This is a genomic window from Streptomyces sp. NBC_01320 (assembly GCF_035974375.1).
Taxonomy (GTDB): Bacteria; Actinomycetota; Actinomycetes; order Streptomycetales; family Streptomycetaceae; genus Streptomyces; species Streptomyces yanii.
On the sequence record NZ_CP108390.1, the window covers coordinates 3,118,153 to 3,135,285 of the forward strand.

General features: G+C 70.3%; 12 protein-coding genes and 2 pseudogenes. 2 read left to right on the plus strand and 12 right to left on the minus strand.

All coding sequences use genetic code 11. The annotated features are described in order from the left end of the window. Positions 1-100 precede the first annotated feature (100 nt). Positions 101-1,489: an OFA family MFS transporter gene (locus OG395_RS14460; RefSeq protein WP_327243300.1), complete on the plus strand. Its 1,389-nt coding sequence runs from the start codon at positions 101-103 to the stop codon at positions 1,487-1,489. Positions 1,490-1,663: 174 nt separating this feature from the next. Here OG395_RS14460 and OG395_RS14465 read toward each other — a convergent pair whose 3' ends face one another. Beyond that, positions 1,664-2,512: a helix-turn-helix domain-containing protein gene (locus tag OG395_RS14465; RefSeq protein ID WP_327243301.1), complete on the minus strand. Its 849-nt coding sequence runs from the start codon at positions 2,510-2,512 to the stop codon at positions 1,664-1,666. A 125-nt stretch (positions 2,513-2,637) separates the two neighbouring features. Here OG395_RS14465 and OG395_RS14470 point away from each other — a divergent pair, with 125 nt between their 5' ends. Beyond that, positions 2,638-3,639 (plus strand): alpha/beta fold hydrolase, encoded by a 1,002-nt coding sequence (locus OG395_RS14470; protein ID WP_327243302.1) that lies wholly within the window; start codon positions 2,638-2,640, stop codon positions 3,637-3,639. Between the two features lie 188 nt (positions 3,640-3,827). On the opposite strand, the pseudogene OG395_RS14475 reads toward OG395_RS14470, so the two are convergent. The 11 genes and pseudogenes from OG395_RS14475 to OG395_RS14525 all read right to left on the minus strand — a co-directional run. Continuing rightward, positions 3,828-4,209, minus strand: a pseudogene (locus tag OG395_RS14475) (transposase); the annotation flags it as partial. A gap of 278 nt (positions 4,210-4,487) precedes the next feature. Further along, positions 4,488-4,619 (minus strand): annotated as a pseudogene (locus OG395_RS14480) (sugar phosphate isomerase/epimerase); the annotation flags it as partial. 72 nt (positions 4,620-4,691) lie between these two features. Then, positions 4,692-5,843 carry a sugar phosphate isomerase/epimerase family protein gene (locus OG395_RS14485; protein WP_327243303.1) on the minus strand — a complete coding sequence of 384 codons (1,152 nt, stop codon included), beginning with the start codon at positions 5,841-5,843 and terminating at the stop codon, positions 4,692-4,694. 47 nt (positions 5,844-5,890) lie between these two features. Next, complete coding sequence (locus tag OG395_RS14490) at positions 5,891-7,288, minus strand: nucleotide pyrophosphatase/phosphodiesterase family protein (protein ID WP_327243304.1); 1,398 nt, start codon at positions 7,286-7,288, stop codon at positions 5,891-5,893. Continuing rightward, positions 7,285-8,460: a metabolite traffic protein EboE gene (gene eboE / locus OG395_RS14495; protein WP_327243305.1), complete on the minus strand. Its 1,176-nt coding sequence runs from the start codon at positions 8,458-8,460 to the stop codon at positions 7,285-7,287. The genes OG395_RS14490 and eboE overlap by 4 nt, the downstream gene beginning before the upstream one ends. A gap of 4 nt (positions 8,461-8,464) precedes the next feature. Further along, on the minus strand, positions 8,465-9,313 hold the full coding sequence (locus OG395_RS14500; protein ID WP_327243306.1) for a TatD family hydrolase: 849 nt from the start codon (positions 9,311-9,313) through the stop codon (positions 8,465-8,467). Then, complete coding sequence (locus OG395_RS14505; RefSeq protein WP_442818559.1) at positions 9,313-9,987, minus strand: EboA domain-containing protein; 675 nt, start codon at positions 9,985-9,987, stop codon at positions 9,313-9,315. The genes OG395_RS14500 and OG395_RS14505 overlap by 1 nt, the downstream gene beginning before the upstream one ends. Then, on the minus strand, positions 9,978-10,859 hold the full coding sequence (locus OG395_RS14510) for a sugar phosphate isomerase/epimerase family protein (protein ID WP_327243307.1): 882 nt from the start codon (positions 10,857-10,859) through the stop codon (positions 9,978-9,980). Before OG395_RS14510 ends, OG395_RS14505 begins: the two co-directional genes overlap by 10 nt. After that, a complete protein-coding gene (locus tag OG395_RS14515) occupies positions 10,856-12,028 on the minus strand; it encodes an SCO3242 family prenyltransferase (RefSeq protein ID WP_327243308.1) in 1,173 nt (390 codons plus the stop codon). The genes OG395_RS14510 and OG395_RS14515 overlap by 4 nt, the downstream gene beginning before the upstream one ends. After that, positions 12,025-13,143 (minus strand): inositol-3-phosphate synthase, encoded by a 1,119-nt coding sequence (locus OG395_RS14520; protein ID WP_327243309.1) that lies wholly within the window; start codon positions 13,141-13,143, stop codon positions 12,025-12,027. Before OG395_RS14520 ends, OG395_RS14515 begins: the two co-directional genes overlap by 4 nt. 141 nt (positions 13,144-13,284) lie before the next feature. Further along, positions 13,285-16,998, minus strand: coding sequence for a ThuA domain-containing protein (locus OG395_RS14525; protein WP_327243310.1), 3,714 nt, complete (start codon positions 16,996-16,998; stop codon positions 13,285-13,287). Between the last annotated feature and the right edge of the window lie 135 nt (positions 16,999-17,133).

A 17,133-nucleotide genomic window follows, 5' to 3' on the forward strand; every position in this document is an offset into this window, starting at 1 on the left:
TCTGCGGCGAACCGCTCGGCCGCAGACCCCGGGCGACGCGAAGTGGGAACGGACAGGGGGCGCCGGCCAGACTTCTTCCACGCAAGGGGTTCGATCGATCATGACAACGACTGACATCTCCATATCCGTCCCCTTCAGGGAGGTGACGGACCGCAACGGCCGTGTGTACCGGCTCGGCGAGACCGACCGGGACATCATGCGGCGGCCACGCTGGACCATGGTGCTCTTCCCGTGGATCGGCATGTTGGGCATCAGCTCGTCGGAGTACGCGTTCACCTCCGCCGAGGAGACGCTGCACGACGCGCACTTGTGGGCCAGCGGCCACATCTTCTGGCTGATGGGGGTCTGGATCTTCTTCCAGGCAGCCGTGGCCTTCCCTGCCGGGCAGCTCCGTGAGAGCGGGAGGCTGCCGGCCAGGAGCGCGATGCTGCTGGGAGCGCTGGGCACCCTGCTCGGCTACCTCTCGCTGGCGTACGCGCCTCATGTCATCGTCGCCTACTTCGGCTTCGGCATGTTCAGCGGTATCGGCGCCGGACTCGTCTACGCGACCTGCGTGAACATGGTCGGCAAGTGGTACCCGGAGCGCAAGGGCGGCAAAACCGGCATGGTCAACGGCGGTTTCGCCTATGGCTCGGTGCCGTTCGTGTTCCTCTTCACCTCGTACATGGATCTCTCCAACTACCAGGGTGTGCTGGTCTCCGTCGGGGTCATCTGCTGTGCGGCCGTCGCGGTCGCCGGCTGGTTCTTCAAGGACCCGCCGAAGAACTGGTGGCCGCCGCACGTCGACCCGCTGAAGGTCTCGGACGACCCGCGGATCGTGCGTTCGCTGGCCAAGAACCCGCCGGCGGTCAAGCAGTACACCCCGCGTGAGGCGGCCCGGACCCCGGTGCTGTGGATGATGTGGTTCTGCCTGCTCTGCACGGCGGGCATCAACATCTTCGGTATCGCCATGCAGGTGCCGTTCGGCAAGGAAATGGGGTTCGCCGGCGGCATCGTGGCCACGGCCATGTCACTCAAGGCGATCGTGAACGGGACCGGCCGCGGTGTCATCGGCTGGATCTCCGACCGGTACGGACGCCGCAACACGCTGATCATCGTCTGTGTGGTGCTGGGATCCGCGCAGTTCGGGGTCTTCTTCTCCGGGGACATCGGCTCGATGCCGTTCTTCCTGTTCTGCTCGATGGTCTCCGGCTTCGGTGGCGGCGCCATCTTCCCGCTGTTCGCGGCGATGACCGCGGACTACTTCGGTGAGAACAACAACGCCTCCAACTACGGAATGGTCTACAGCTCCAAGCTGATCTCCGGCCTGGTCGGCTCCGGGGTCGGCGCCCTCGTGGTCGGTGCCTGGGGCTACGGCGGCGCCTTCGCCCTGGCAGGCAGCATCGGTCTCGCCTCCGCGGTGCTCGCCTGCTTCCTCAAGGCGCCGGGCCGGCCGAGCGCCAAGCGCATCGAACCCAATCCGCATCCGATCAGCCGGGAGATCTCCTGATATGACAGCGGAACCATACGCAACGGAGACCGCGCCGGCCACCACGGCGGGCGCGGGCTTCCGCGAAATCACGGACGCTCGAGGCCGCGTCTACCGCATCGGAGAGCGCGAGGTTCGCTTCAGCCCGGGTGGCGAAGACGCGTCCGCGGACGCACTCCGTCTTGACCCGTGGCTTCAGGCCGCGCCGCCGTGTGCTGGCCAGGCTGTGTCGTCGGCGGCCAGCCATGGCTCGTTCGCGGCGGCGGTGGGGGTTCTCCCGGTGAACGCGCGAATGTCGTGGTGGAGGTGGGGCTGGTCGGCATAGCCACAGTCCGCTGCCACCTGCGCGGGGGTGTGTCCGCGGACCAGGCGGTGGATGGCCTGATCGAAGCGAACGAGCATGGCGGCGCGTTTGGGTGTCAGGCCGATCTGCGAGCCAAAGCGTGACCACATGCGCTGGCGGCTCCACCCGGTCCGGGCTGCGAGGTCGCTCACGCGGGTTCGGCCATGGCTGGCGACGATCTGGCGCCAGGCCCAGGCCACCTCGGGATCGACCGTCCTGCCTGCATGGAGCCGGGTCAACAGTTCTGTGTCGATCAGCGCGAAGCGCTCCGGCCAGGTTCGCGCATGGTGAAGCCGCTCCCGCAGGCGCGGTGTATCGCGGCCCCACAGGTCGTCGAGTGTGACGACGCTCCCGCGCAACTCCGCGAGCGGGAGCCCGAGCACGGGGGACGCGGTGAGCGGAGACAGGCGTATCTGCACACACTCGATGCCCTCGGCGCGCACCTGGAACGCGCTGAAGGCGAGCCCGGCGGCCAGGCTCGCCGACCGCATTCGGCCAGCGGCGCCGTGGATACTGAACGGGCGGTCACCGAACTCGACGGCCACGGTGACGGCTGGGTGGGGGATGGCTCGCAGTTCGATTGGGCTGTCGCCGTGAATACGGAATCCGGCCATGTCGACACCAGGCAACGCGGTTGCCCGCGACTGCCGCACGATCTCCCAGGCCGCAGTGGCGTCTGTCTTCCGGTGAACTGGTCGCACGCCTTCACTGTACGAGCGGCTCGGCGGCGGGATCAACCATGCGCGAGGCGCGGACATTTCTCCAAGACGCGTCGCACCGGCGGTCGGCAGTGTGGTGGCGCCACGGACCGAGCGACGGAGGAGCCATGGACGAGACGACCACCCCGCAAGACCAACGCACCCACAGCCGCGCAGACGCGGCGCCGCGCGCCCCGCGCCGATGGCGGGCGAGGAGTCGACGGCGGCGGATCACGCTGCTGGCCGTCGGCGTGCTGGCCGTCCTCCTCGCGTTGAACACGGCGTCAGTGCTCACGGAGACAGCCGAAGCCTCCGGCGAGCAGATCGTGCGCCTTCCCGGCGGGGACATCCACGTCGTGCAGGACGGGCCGCCCGGCGCGCCCACGGTGGTGCTCCTGCACGGCCTGGGCGGCTCGACGGCATGGTGGGATCCAGTGCTGCCGGCATTGCGGGACCTGCATGCGGTGCGGGTGGACCTGCTCGGGCACGGCGGATCAGCCAAACCGGCCGATGGCTACGGCATCGCGGAGCAGGCACGCCGGGTCGGGGCCGTACTCGATCAGCTCGGGGTGCGCCGCGCGACCGTCGTCGGGCATTCGACCGGCGGCGCCGTCGCCACGTCGCTGGCCGAACAGCGCCGCGACCTGGTGGCGGCGATCGCGCTGATCGACACCGGCCCGCGGTTGGACGCGTTCCGCGGCGACAGCTTCGCCGGCCGCCTGCTGACCACGCCGGTGGTAGGGGAACTGCTCTGGCGGCTGCGCACCGAAGGCACGATCCGTGACGCGCTGAGCACCGCGTTCACCCGTGAGGTGCGGATCCCCGACCAGATGATCACCGATATCCGGGGCATGACCTACCACAGCCTCACCGCGACCGACGAGGCGTCCACCGCGTACCTGAAGGAACAGCCCATCCCCGACCGGCTCGCCGGCCTCGGCCTGCCGACCCTGGTGATCTTCGGCTCCCAGGACCGGCGATGGCAGCCGTCCTCCGCCCAGGACTACCGCCGAGTCCCCCACGCCCGGATCGAGATCCTCGACGGTGTCGGCCACACACCCATGTTCGAGGACCCCGACACCACCGGAGCCCTCCTGCACAGCTTCTCCCTCGAAACCGCGCCACGCTGACCCGGCATCACCGCTCATCTACCCCAGCCGCCGTACTGGTCAGTCCGCCGCGCGAGCGTCCCAGCTGGGCTGCCTTCAGACGGGCCCGGCGCCTGCGCCGGATCCGCCGCCGCTCCTCCCGGTCCGGATCAGGCTCACCCTCCACAGCTACGACCTGTGGCTTTTGTTCTTTCCGGCGACCCCCTTTGCTTCCCCGGCCGCCTCTTCCAGAGAGGCGAGGACCTCCTCACTGACCCGCATTCCCGCCGCGTCGTGATGAGCGCGGGCCACCGTGGAGTCCACGCTGACCAGGGACAGGTTCACCTGGCCGCGCCGGGCAGCCTCGGTGATCATGCCGTCCATCAGCGCCTGGAAGACGCCTGCGTCACGCCACTGGACGAAGCGGTTGTAGACGGTCTGCCATGCGCCGAACTCCGCCGGCATCTCCCGCCACTGACTGCCCGAGCGGAACCGCCAGATCACGCCCTCGAACTGCTCCCGCAGATGCTCCGGGCACGGGTCGAACCTGCCTACCGGCAGAAACGGCCCGATCAACTCCCACTCGTCGTCCGGTAGTTCCGTACGCGCCATACCCAGCTTCTACCAGCCCGCGGGCAGTCACCGGAAGGGGCGTCCCACACCTTGATCACGACTCAAGACAGGCCCTAGTGCCGGAGGGGCACTGGATCCGCTGCCGTCCGAGCAACGGCCCTCCCGGCGCGGTGCGGGGAGGGCCGTCGTGCGGTTGCTCGCCAGTGCCGTGACCGGCACGGTTTGCCCCATGAGGAGCGTCGCCCGGTGCCTGCGATCGCAAGGTGGTCACGGCGGCCGCCTCGGGGCTTGCCGACGGCCGTCAGGAACCTCTTGTGGTCGAAGGAGGCGGGTGTGCCGTCCGGGCGCTTGCTGAAACGGAACTGGCCGACGTGGGCCCAGTGGGTGTCCACCTCCAGGAAGAACAGGTCGGGGTCGGTTTCGGCGAGCAGGACGTCGTAGAGGCGGGCGTTTGCACTGTTCCCCGATCGTCAGGAATTCGGGGTGAGGCGCGGCCCGCCCCTCCGATGCCGCCGATGGTTCTACTTGCGCAGCGCCGCCAAGTTGTCGTAACCGATCCGCGCATGGTTCAGGGACTGCGCGGGGACGGTCGAGCTCGGTGCGTTGTCCTGCTCGACCATCGGGTTGTGGTAATTCTTCGCCCCGACGCGACGGAAGAACGTCCGGTAGTCGATGACCCCGGTACCGAAGGGGACCATGTCGTAGCCATTGCCACTGTTGGTGTTGACGACGCCGTCCTTGGCGTGGAACAGCGGGTAGCGCTTGGTGTTGCCGCGGACCAGCGCCGCCGGGTCGAAGATGTTCTCCTGCTGCGATCCGTCGTGCGCCGTGTAGGTGTGGAACTTGTACTGGGCGACGTGCGCCCAGAAGATGTCCATCTCCAGCCATACGGACTTCGGGTCCGTGACCTGAAGGAAGTACTCGAGCTTGCGGGTGCCGGAGCTGCGCGTGGGGCGGCCCTGTGCGTCCAGCGGACCGCCGTCGAGCAGGAAGCCGTAGGCCGCGTCGTGGTTGTGGGTGTACAGCTTGAGGCCCGCACCCTGAGCGATCTGTCCCAACGTGTTCCACTTGTCGGCGGCCACGTCCCAGTCGGCACGGTAGGCACTGCCGGTGGGGTCGCCACCGGTGCCCATGTGTTCCATGCCGAGGATGTTCGCTATCTCGAGGTGAAGCTTGAACCGGTCCAGGTCGCTCTGGTTCAGCGGCCAGGACGACGGGATGAAGCCGTGGTTGCCCTGGGCGCGCAGACCGTACTCGTCCAGCCACGAGCGCAGCAGCTTCGCGCCTTCCACCGATTCGAGGTTGCTTCCACCGGGTGCGTTGGCGTGCTGGCCGTACCCGGCGAACTCGACCTGCTTGTAGCCGTAGCGGGCCAGCTCCCCGAAGACCTCACGGAAGCCCGAGGGAAGGGTGGTGGTGAGCGGATCCCGGCCCGTGGCGTCGCGCACGGTGTACAGGATGATTCCTCGCCTGTCCGCCGGGACCAGAGACAGGCCGACGCCCTGCCCCTGGTCGGGGGCGGGCTGGGCGAGGGCCGGCGACGCGCCGAAGGCGGGCGCGGCGATGGCCGCTGCCGCAGCGGCCGTGCAGGTGCTCAGAAAGCGGCGGCGGCTGACGCCGAGGCTGCGGCGCAGGGCGCCGTCCGTTCCGGATTCGTCGTTGTACGCGGTCACGGTCTCTCTCTTTCTCGAAGATGCTCGAAACGCTGTGCGCGGACCGGTCATGCGAGGCCGGCAAGCGTGAGGAGCAAGGACTTCACCTCGGTGGCCCGGACGGGGCCGGTGAACGCGTGGGGGGTGGAGCACAGGATGAGCGGACCTTCTTCGTCGCTCATGGGAAGGCGGCCGTGGCTACCGCGAATGGGTGACGGGTCCAGCGGCACGACTGCCATGCGGTAGCGCATGCCGAGCTTCTTGCGGGCCACGGCGGTGGCCGCCTTGACCCGGACGTACGGGTCCTGGGGGTCCAGGAAGAGTTCGACCGGGTCGTAACCGGGTTTGCGATGGATCTCGACGAGCTGCGCGAAGTCGGGGGCGCGCGCGTCGTCGAGCCAGTAGTAGTACGTGAACCAGGCATCCGGGTCGGCGACGGCGACGAGCTCGCCGGAGCGCGGGTGGTCGAGGCCGTGGGCTTTCTTGCCCTCGTCGTCGAGGAGCTGTTCGATGCCCTGGACGTCCTGGAGAGCTTCACGGGTCGCATCGAGATCCTCGGGACGGCGTACGTAGATGTGGGCGAGTTGGTGGTCGGCGACGGCGAAGGCACGGGAGGCCATCGGGTCCAGGTACTCCATGCCGTCCTGGGTGTGGACCTCCAGCAGGCCGGCGCGGCGCAGTGCCCGGTTGATGTCGACCGGGCGATCGACACGGGTGATGCCGTACTCGGAGAGCGCGACGACGGTGCGCCCCTCGCGGCGGGCGTCGTCGAGCAGCGGGGCCATGGCCCGGTCGAGCTCGGCCGCCGCCCGGTACGCGCGGGGGTCGTCGGGCCCGTAGCGCTGCAGGTCGTAGTCGAGGTGCGGCAGATAGCACAGGGCCAGGTCGGGGTGGCGGGTGTCCAGGATGTGCCGGGTCGCGTCGATGATCCACTGCGAGGATACGAGGTCGGCGCCGGGTCCCCAGAAGTGGAAGAGGGGGAAGGTGCCGAGCTTTTCGGTGAGTTCGTCGTGGAGGGCGGGCGGCCGGGTGTAGCAGTCGGGCTCCTTGCGGCCGTCGGCATAGTAGACGGGGCGCGGGGTCACGGTGATGTCGGTGTCGGCGCCCATCGCGTACCACCAGCAGATGTTGGCGACGGTGTAGCCGGGGTGAACGCGGCGGGCGGCGTCCCAGAGCTTGTCCCCGGCGACGAGGCCGTTGTGCTGGCGCCAGAGGAGGACGTCGCCGAGCTCGCGGAAGTACCAACCGTTGGCGACGATGCCGTGTTCGGCGGGGGTGGTGCCGGTGAGGAAGGTGGACTGGGCGGCGCAGGTGACGGCGGGAAGCACGGTGCCGAGGGGGGCGTGGGTGCCGGACTGTGCCAACGCCTTGAGGTGCGGCATGTGGTCGAGAAGCTGTGGAGTGAGGCCGACGACATCGAGGACGAGGAGGGGGGTGGGCGTGGTGGCCTGCTCGGCTGGGGTCACGGGAGCTCCTTGAGGCCGAGGTCGACCAGGAGGTCGCGGGCGAGAGTGAGTTCGGCGGCGATGCCGTCGGCGAGCTGGGGCCGGCTGCGGGGGCGCAGCTCGGCGGGGAGCGCCTGCCAGGTGTACGTCTCGACCTCCAGGTGACGGGTCATCGGCCGGGCTCCGCCGACCAGTCGGGTCAGCGTGGACTGGAGCACCGAGAGGGTTGAGGTGAGGGGTGGCGCGGGGGGTGCGTGCAGCGGGACGTGGAAGTGGGCGCGCCACGGGGTGCCGTCGGGCAGTGCCTGGCCGGTGACCGCCTCGTCGAGGTCGTCGGTGCCGCGCAGTCCGTGCGTAGTCAGGGTGCGGGTCTGATGGAGGAAGCGGGGTTCGGCGAAGTTCGCAAGCGCGGTGCGCACTTCGGGGAGGTGCGGGTGTTCGGCGTGGAGTGCGGCGGAGAGCTGGCACTTGGCGACCTGGACGCCGGCTGCGGCGAGTGCGTCGAGGGCGGTGTCCGGGTCCTCGAAGGAGGTGGCGAGATGGCAGGTGTCGATGCAGATGCCGATGCGGTCGTGTCCGACTGCGGTGAGCGGTGCGATGGCGTCGGCGGTCGTCTCGACCGTGCAGCCCGGTTCGGGTTCGAGACCGATCCGGATGGACTTGCCGGTCAGCTCGGCGAGGACGTCGAGCCGTTCGGCAAGGGTGCTGAGGGCGGTGTGCGCGGTGCGGGCGGCTTCCGGGTCGCCGGTGTACGGGGTGCGCCAGGCGATCGGGAGGGTGGAGATGGTGCCTTCCGTGACGTCGTCCGGGAGCAGGGTGGCGAGCAGCCGGGCGAGATCGGTCGTGTGGGCGAGGCGATCGGCGTCCGTCCAGTCCGGCTTGTACACCCGGTACTTGACCTCTTCGGCGCCGAACCCTTCGTACGGGAAGCCGTTCAGGGTGACGACTTCGAGGCCGCGGTGGTCGAGTTCGGCGCGCAGGGAGCGCAGTTGGGCGGGGTCGTTGATCAGGGTGTTCGCGGCATCCTTGGCGAGCCAGAGGCCGATGCCGAGGCGGTCGCGGCCGAGGCGTCTGCGGACGGGTTCGCAGTGGTCGCGCAGTTGGGCGCGGACACCGTCCAGGGTTTCGGCGGGGTGGACGTTGGTGCAGTAGGCGAGGTGGACGGTGGATCCGTCGGGGTGGCGGAAGCGCATCGGGTCACTCCCCGCCACGGAGGATGGAGTTCCCCTCGTGGAGTGGATCGGGGGTGGCGAGGTCGAGTTGCAGGCGGCCACTCTGGCCGTAGAAGGCGACGGGGTTGCGCCAGAGCACCTGGTCGACGTCGTCGTCGCTGAACCCGGCGGCGAGCATGGCGTCGCCGACCTTCCGGGTCTTGAGGGGGTCGCTCCTGCCCCAGTCGGCGGCCGAGTTGACCAGGATCTTCTCGGTGCCGTGGGCCCTGAGGATCGCGATCATGCGGTCCTCGTCCATCTTGGTGTCGGGGTAGATGGAGAAGCCGGCCCAGCAGCCGCTGTCCATGGCGTCCTTCACCGTCGTCTCGTTGAGGTGATCGAGCAGGACCCGCTCCGGGGGGAGGTGGGACTCGCGGATCACGTCGACGGTGCGGTGCAGACCGGCGAGCTTGTCACGGTGCGGAGTGTGGACGAGGGCGGGCAGCCCGTGGTCGGCGGCGAGCTGCAGCTGGGCGGCGAGGGCGGTGTCCTCGGCGGGGGTCATGGAGTCGTAGCCGATCTCGCCGACGGCGACGACGGAGTCCTTGACGAGATACCGGGGCAGGGCGTCCAGGACGGGGGTGCAGCGGGGGTCGTTCGCCTCTTTGGGGTTGAGGGCGAGCGTGCAGTGGTGGGCGATGCCGTACTGGGCGGCGCGGAAGGGTTCCCAGCCGAGCAGGGCGTCGAAGTAGTCGAAGAAGCTGGCGGGCGAGGTGCGGGGCTGGCCGAGCCAGAAGGAGGGTTCGACAAGGGCGCGGACACCCGCGTCGTACATCGCCTGGTAGTCGTCCGTGGTGCGGGAGGTCATATGGATGTGGGGGTCGAAGATGCGCATCAGAAACCCTCCGTGGGGGCGGCAGGTGCGGGGGCCGTGAGGCTGAGGACGTGACGCAGGTCGCCGGGGACTGCGCGGCCGGCGGCGGTGCGTTCGGCTGCGAAGTCGCCCAGCATGCGGGCGAGTTCCGCGTCGCCCCGAGCGCGGTGGGCCAGCTTGTCGACGGCCTCGACGGGGACGCCGGTGAAGAGGCACTTGAGGACGGCGTGGCGCCAGTGGTGCGTGTCGAGATGGGCGGCGGCGTACGGACCGACGGCGGCGGCGACCAGCCGGGTGTCGTTGGTGCGCAGGGCGTCCTCGACGAGGTGGAGTGCGGTGGGGCCGAGCTCCAGCCGATGGAGCGTGAGGAGGACGGCGCGCCGCTCGGCGGCGGTGCCCTGTTCGTAGAGCCTGGTCACGGCGGGGAGGGCGGCGCGGGCTTTGAGGAGCAGCAGGGCGCGTACGGAATCGGCGTGCTCCAGTCCGCAGTGCCGGCCTGCGGCGGCGAACCGCAGCTCCCACGGGGGTACGGCGTACGGGCCTGCGGGTGTGGTGTCCTCGTGGTCGGCGGCGTGCGCGGCCTCGGCGAGGGCCTCGTCGAGCCAGGCGCGTGCGGCGCCGCCGAGCTGGGTGTCGAGTTGCCCACGGGTCAGCAGCGGGGGCGTCTGCGGCGAGGCCGGCGGGGTCATCGGCATGACGTCGCTCCCTTCGGGAGTCTCGACGGGATGCGGGAGCGGAGGAAGTCGATGGAGCTGCGGGCGAGTTCGGGGCCGGCGTGGGAGTGGCGGGGCAGTTCGACCACGGTGAGGCCGCCGTATCCGGTGTCGCCGAGCGTGTCGAGCGCTTCGAGGACGGGCGGGAAGTCGATCTCGCCGTCGCCGAACGGCAGATGCTCATGGATGCCCCGGCGCATGTCCTCGATCTGGACGTGGCGCAGCCAGGGTGCGGCGTCCCGGACGCAGTCCGCGGGTGACGAGGGCTCCAGGCACTGACAGTGGCCGATGTCGAGGGTGAGCCCGAGTGGTTCGGGGTCGCCGCTGAGGAGGCGCAGGTGGTGGAAGTCGGAAAGATTGGCGAGGAGATGCCCGGGTTCGGGCTCGATGGCGAGCGGGACGCCGGTGCGGTCTGCGGCCACGAGCACCGGGGCCAGGGCATCGGTCAGCCGCCGCCAGGCCGTGTCGGGCGTGGTGTGGGGTGGGGTGATGCCGCTGAAGCAGTGCACGGCGTGGGCGCCCAGGTCGGAGGCGACTTCGACGGCCCGGACCAGGAGCCGGGTGCGGGCGGCGCGGGCCTCCGGGTCCGGGTCGAGGAGGGACGGGCCGTGCTTGCGGCGCGGGTCCAGCACATAGCGGGCACCGGTCTCGACGGTGACACCCAGCCCGAGCTGTTCGAGTCTCTGCGCCACGCGGCGGGTGCGGGCGGCGAGGTCCGGGGCGAGCGGGTCGAGGTGCATGTGGTCGAGGGTGAGGCCGACGCCGTCGTACCCGAGGCCCGCGAGGAGCGCGAGGGCGTCGTCGAGGCGGAGGTCGGTGAGCCCGTTGGTGCCGTAGCCGAGGCGGATGGTCATGTGGGGCTCACCTTCCGGGCGAGTGTGCGGGCGAGAGGGACGAGCCCCATGACGGCGAGCCCGGTGCCGGCCGCCCCGGCACGGGCGGCGAGCGCGGCCTGGAGCGGGATCATCGCCCGGATGCCGCTGCCCACGGCGCGCTGGGTCAGCGGCGGGGACGGGTTGAGGGTCGCGTGGAGGAGCGGCTCGGCGGCGGTCCGGAGGTAGGCGCCGGTGAGTGCGGTGAGGAGGATGCGGGTCGAGGCGGGGGCGGCCGCGGATGCGGATGCTCCGCGTTCGGGGCGCTGGCTGCCGCCCGACGCGCCTCTTCCCGGGACGGGGGTCACGTCCCCGGACCCCCGCTGCTCGCGTGCGGCGGTTGCACCGAGCGCGATGACCGCCGCGAGCGCGGAGAGGGGCGCGACGGCGGAACCGCCCTGCGTCTCGTGGCGCGAGACGGCGGTGACGGCGTAGGTGTGCGCCCCGAGCAGGGCGGCGGAGGGGAGTGCGGCCCTCAGCGGGAAGGCTGCTTGCCGGGACGGCTCTCCTTGGCGCGGCTGCGCATCCCCGCCTGCTTGTGCCAGGGCGCGGCCGCCCCTGCCGACGAGCCGGGCGATCGGTCCGCGGCGCCGCTTCCCCGCGGATACCGGGATGGGCGCGGGTGCCCGGACGAGGCCTGTCGCCGGGCCGGGCGCGGCGACCGTGCGCATGCCGGAGTGCTCCGGCTCCGCACCTGCCCCCCATGTCGCGGTGGCGCCCAGCAGCAGGTCCAGGGCGCGCGCCGCGGCCATCGCGGCCGGCCCCGCCTGGGTGTGTTTCAGGTGGAGGTCGTAGGCCCAGACCGTTGCGGCCAGGCCGGTGGCCACCGTCAGGGCCGGGCGGCCGGCGCGGGCTGCGAGGGCCAGGCCCGCGGCCGTCAGCGCGCCTGCTGCCGTGAGCGCCGCGGCCGGGGTGATCCGGCCCGAGGGGATCGGGCGGTGCGGACGGTCGACGGCGTCCTCGTCACGGTCGGCCCAGTCGTTGAGGGCCATGCCCGCCTCGTACAGGCAGAGGGAGGCGCCGACGGCCAGCGCGGTGCCACGGCCGGGACGCCGTCCGATGGCCGCCGCCCCGGCAAGTGCGTCCCCGGGGACGGTGAACAGCGCCGAGATCCGCAGCAGCTCGGCCCAGGCCCGTACGGTAGCTGTCACTTCTCCCCCCGCAGCCGTTCGGCGAAGGCCAGCAGCGCGATGTACTGATCGGACAGTGCGGCGGGACCGCCGTCGGGGTCCTTGAAGTAGAAGCCGAGTTCGGGCCGCGGGCCGGTCAGGCCCACTTCCTGGGCGCGGGCGAGCAGCCGAGCCAGGTCGAGGACCAGGGGGGCGGCCAGCGCCGAGTCGCAGCCCTGCCAGGTCGTCTGGAGGACCATGCGGGCGCCGAGGAATCCGTCGAACGCGATGTGGTCCCAGGCCGTCTTCCAGTCACCGAGCGCGGGCACGTCGTCGATGTGCACCTCCCCCTCGGGCGCGGTGCCGAGCGTGTCGGCGAGGACACGCTCCTTGCCCGCGTTCTTGGCCGCTGCCGCGCCGGGGTCGGCCAGTGCCGCTCCGTCCCCGCCGCCCAGCAGGTTCGTGCCGGACCAGGCCCGTACGGGCAGGGCGCGTTGCACGAACATCGGGGCGAGTACGGAGCGGAGCAGCGTCTGGCCCGTCTTGCCGTCGCGGCCTGCGTGAGGAAGTCCGCAGTCCGCGACGGCGTCCTGGAGCGCGGGAGCGCGCAGTCCGGTGGAGGGGGTGAAGTTGATGTAGGGGCACCCGGCCCGGAGCGCGGCCGCGGCGTAGAGCGAGCTGGCGGGCAGCCGGTTCTCGCCGGGTTCCGGGACGGGCTCCGTCGACGCGACGTTGACGACGACCGTGCGGGTCAGGTTGCCCCGGCGGGCGAAGTCGGTGAGGTCCGCGGCGAACGCGGCGATGAGTTCCTCGTCGGTGCGGGTATCACCGGGCAGCGGGCCACCCGGGCGTATCTCGGCGTCGGCCGCCGCGAGTTCGGTCCGTACGGCGGAGGGCAGTCCGTGCGGGAGCACTCCCCCGGCGGCCAGTGCCTCCGCCCGTTTGGGGAGCGGACAGCCGACGGTGTCGTGTCCGCCGAAGACCAGGGAGGTCAGCGCCGGCAGCCCGCTGTCGGCGAACGGCGCGGTCTCGGTGACCATGCCTGCCGCCGGGTGGAGCCCCGCCGCGACGGCCGCGCAGCCCGCCATGGCGGTGGTGGCGACGGAGCCGCGTGCTCCGATGAACCAGACTCCGGTACGAACGGCGTGTGATGACACGGGCTGCCTCCCTGACTGGGCATCCTGGCTGGGCGGTGCAAATAGAGCGGCGCTGATCGAATCGAGGCGGACAAGGGTGGGGGTGACGGCGGGCGGGGTAGGGCCTTTGCCCCGCCCGCCGTCGGACTGCGGCTGTCGCGCCTAGGCGGCGGGCAGCTCCTTCAACTCGATGTTCCGGAAGGACACATGGTCGTCGGCTCCGTGGTTCTGGAGGCCGATGTAGCCGTTCTTCAGGCTGCGGACGGGATCGGTGTTGGTGAAGTCGTTGATCTTGACTCCGTTGAGGAAGACCTGGAGCCGTTCGCCCTGGACCTTGATCTCGTAGCTGTTCCACTGGCCGGGCGGCCGCAGGACCTCGTCACGGGCCTTGATGTTCGCCGCCTTGAAGGTGTAGATGGAGCCCGTGGTGCGGTCGGGCGCATCGGTGGCGTCGATCTGGACCTCGTAGCCGTTGTTCACCGCGGACCACGGGTCGTCGGACTCCGGGAAGCCGACGAAGACACCGGAGTTGTCGTCACCCGCCAGCTTCCAGTCGAGCTTCAGGGAGTACGACCCGAGCTCCTTGGCCTGGTAGGTGAGGAGACCCATGCCGCCCTCGGAGCGGAGTTCACCGTCGACGACGTTGAACTTCCCGGGGCCGGCCTGCTTCCAGCCTTCGAGCGTCTTGCCATTGAAGATCGGCCGGTAGCCGGTGTCCGGCTTGCAGTCGGCCTTCACCTGTCCGGCCGCGTAGCGGACGCCGCCGAGGAGGAGCTGGCGGAAGGCCGGTTCGGCGTACGACTCCTTGGTGTGGCCGAGGCCGGTGTAGAAGGAGCGGCCGCCCTGGTAGGCCTGGCACCAGGTGATCGGGTGATCGCCCTTCATGGTGCCGCCGGTGTAGGTCGTCTCGTCAAGGGTGGCGAGGACCTTGACCTTGTCGCGCGGGTTGGTGCGGTAGTTGTACAGCTCGTCGGTCCGGTTCCAGGCGTCGTCGAGGTGGGCGGTCGCCGGGTTCTTGTGGTCCTCGACGCGGACGGTGACGGGCTGGATCGCGGGGTGCCCGGCGAAGTACGCACCGACGAGTCCGCCGTAGAACGACCAGTCGTACTCGGTGTCCGCGGCGGCGTGCACGCCCATGTAGCCGCCGCCGGTGGCGATGTAGTTCTCGAACGCCTTCTGCTGGTCGGCGTTGAGGACGTCACCGGTCGTGGAGAGGAAGACGACGGCGTCGTAGCGGGCCAGGTTGCTGGTGGTGAACTGGCCTGCTTCCTCGGTGGAGTCGACGGTGATGTTGCTCGTCGCGCCGAGTTCCTTCAGTGCCGCGATGCCCTGGGGAATCGCGTCGTGGCGGAAGCCGGCCGTCTTCGAGAAGACCAGGACGCGCTTGGCGGTCCGGTCGGGGGCGCTGTTGGAGAGCTCGAAGTCGTCGACGTCGTAGAGCGCCCCGTCGCCGCCCTTGAAGACCAGGAAGAGCTCGGTGGCCTTCCCCGGGACGCCGCGCAGCGGTACGTCGATGTCCTGGAAGTTCTCCCAGCCACCGGTCACCGGCACCGGTGCGGAGCCGAGGATCTTGCCGGTCGCGGAGCCGGACCGTACTTCGAGGAAGCCTCCCGCGCCGCCGGACGAGATCCGGGCGGTGAGCTTGGTGGAGTCACCGAGGATGTACGGCTTGAAGGCGATCCAGTCGCCGTTGTTGATGTCACCGACCGTCTTGCCGCCGTGCGCGGCCGCCTTGTCGTACGTCCGGATGCCGGACGACTCGGTGAAGTGCTCGGCCTGGCGGTGGCGGGGCTGAAGCTGCGACTGGTCGTGGCCGGAGAGCGCGGCCTGGCCGCCGCCCCCGCCATCGGTGTACGAGGCGTCGATGACTCCGAAGATGTTGGCGTTCGGGTCGTGTCCGCCGTCGATCTGGGTGCTGATGGTGCCGGTGCAGCCGTTGGCCGTGGTGATCGGGTGGCCGTGGCTGTCATGGCCGAGTACGAAGCGGACCTCGACCTTCGAGCAGTCGATCGTGCCGTCCTCGGGGTCGGTGACGGTCACCTTGAACGGGATCTTGTCCCCGAAGCTGAACAGCTGGCCGTCACCCGGGAGTTCCAGCTTCACCGTGGGTGCCGTGTTGCCGACGGTCACATGGACGCTCGCCGATCCGGTGCGTCCGGTGGGGTCCTTGGCGGTGACGGTCGCGGTGTAGGTGCCGTTCTTCTTGTACGTGTACGTGGGGTTCGCGGCGGTCGACGTGCCGCCGTCACCGAAGTCCCAGGCGTAGGTGAGTGTGTCGCCGTCGGAGTCCGTGGTGCCGGCCGAGGAGAACTGCACCTTCAGCGGGGTGGTGCCGGACGTCTTGTCGGAGGCGGCTTCGGCGACCGGTGAGTGACCGCCGGTGGCGTTCTCGATGCGGTAGAGCGCGGAGTTCTCGTCGCCGCCGAACCAGGAGAGACCGTAGTCCAGGACGTACAGCGCCCCGTCCGGGCCGAAGGCCATGTCCATCACCTGGGTCCCGGTCCACGGGATGTTGTTGATGGACTGGACCGTGCCGTCGCCGTCCTGCTCGATGCGCTTGATCCAGCGCCGGCCGAACTCACCGGCGAAGAAGTCCCCGTCGTACGCCTCGGGGAACTTCACGGGCGAGTCGAGGTTGGCGTCGTAATGGTAGACGGGGCCGCCCATCGGCGACTCGGAGCCGGTGCCGAACTCGGGCACGGATCCGCCGTCGTACGGGATCCAGGCGGGCTGCGCCGGGGGCAGGTCGACCAGGCCGGTGTTGTGCGGCGAGGTGTTCTTCGGTGCGGCGCAGTCGAAGGTCGCGCCGGACGTCTTCGTCGCGAAGTCGTAGTCGACGAAGGGGTCGTTCTTCCCGGTGCAGAACGGCCAGCCGAAGTTGCCCGCCTTGGTCACCCGGGCGAACTCGACCTGTCCGCCCGGTCCCCGCTTCGGGTCGGCCGCGCCCGCGTCGGGACCGTAGTCACCGACGTACGCAATGCCGGTGGCCTTGTCGACGCTGAAGCGGAACGGGTTGCGGAAGCCCATCGCGTAGATCTCGGGCCGGGTCTTGTCCGTGCCCGGGGCGAAGAGGTTGCCCTCGGGGATGGTGTACGAACCGTCGTCGGCGACCTTGATCCGGAGGAGCTTGCCGCGCAGGTCGTTGGTGTTGCCCGAGGTACGCCGGGCGTCGAACGCCGGGTTGCGGTCGGGGCGTTCGTCGATCGGCGTGTAGCCGTCGGAGGCGAAGGGGTTGGAGTCGTCACCGGTCGACAGATACAGGTTGCCCTGCGCGTCGAAGTCGATGTCGCCGCCGACGTGGCAGCAGATGCCGCGCGACGTCTTGACGTCGAGGACCTTCTTCTCGCTGCTCAGGTCTAGGGTGCCGTCCTGGTTGAGGACGAAGCGGGAGAGCCGGTTGACACCGTCGAACTTGGCGAAGTCGGCGGCGGTGCCGGTCTCCGGGGCGTCGCCGGCCGGGGTGTCCAGCGGCGGCGCGTAGTAGAGGTAGATCGCCCGGTTCTTGTCGAAGTCCGGGTCGATACCGACGCCCTGGAGGCCTTCCTCGTCGTGCGAGTAGACGGGGATGACGCCCGAGACCCTGGTGTTGCCGGCGCTGTCGGTGATCCGCAGCTCGCCGTTGCGCGAGGTGTGCAGGACGCTGCGGTCGGGGAGCACGGCCAGGGACATGGGTTCGCCGGTCTCGGCGGCGCCCTTGGCGAGGGTGACCTGCTGGAAGTCCTCGGTCGCCGCCGCGTCGGACGCGGCCGGCGAGGTCGGGCCCGATGCGGCTGCACCGGGCGGGGCGCCCAGGGCGAGGGTGGCCGCGGTGAGCAGACCGCCGGTGAGCAGGGCGAGGGATGTACGGAATCGGGGCCGGGTTCTGGTTCTGTGCACGAGTGTCCTCCGGAGAGTGCCGGTTGTACGGGCGAGTGCTGCCGTGCCGTTCCGCGCGGGGACTGCCGCGCAGGTCACCGAAGGCCTGGTGGGGCTCCGGTGACGCGAGTCATGTCGTGTACACCAAGGGGACGG

Bases quoted from the DNA above. Each gene is read 5' to 3' on its own strand.
- OG395_RS14460 (WP_327243300.1), top strand. From the start codon at position 101: ATGACAACGACTGACATCTCCATATCCGTCCCCTTCAGGGAGGTGACG.
- OG395_RS14470 (WP_327243302.1), top strand. From the start codon at position 2,638: ATGGACGAGACGACCACCCCGCAAGACCAACGCACCCACAGCCGCGCA.
- eboE (WP_327243305.1), bottom strand. From the start codon at position 8,460: ATGCGCTTCCGCCACCCCGACGGATCCACCGTCCACCTCGCCTACTGC.
- OG395_RS14500 (WP_327243306.1), bottom strand. From the start codon at position 9,313: ATGCGCATCTTCGACCCCCACATCCATATGACCTCCCGCACCACGGAC.
- OG395_RS14505 (WP_442818559.1), bottom strand. From the start codon at position 9,987: ATGCCGATGACCCCGCCGGCCTCGCCGCAGACGCCCCCGCTGCTGACC.
- OG395_RS14510 (WP_327243307.1), bottom strand. From the start codon at position 10,859: ATGACCATCCGCCTCGGCTACGGCACCAACGGGCTCACCGACCTCCGC.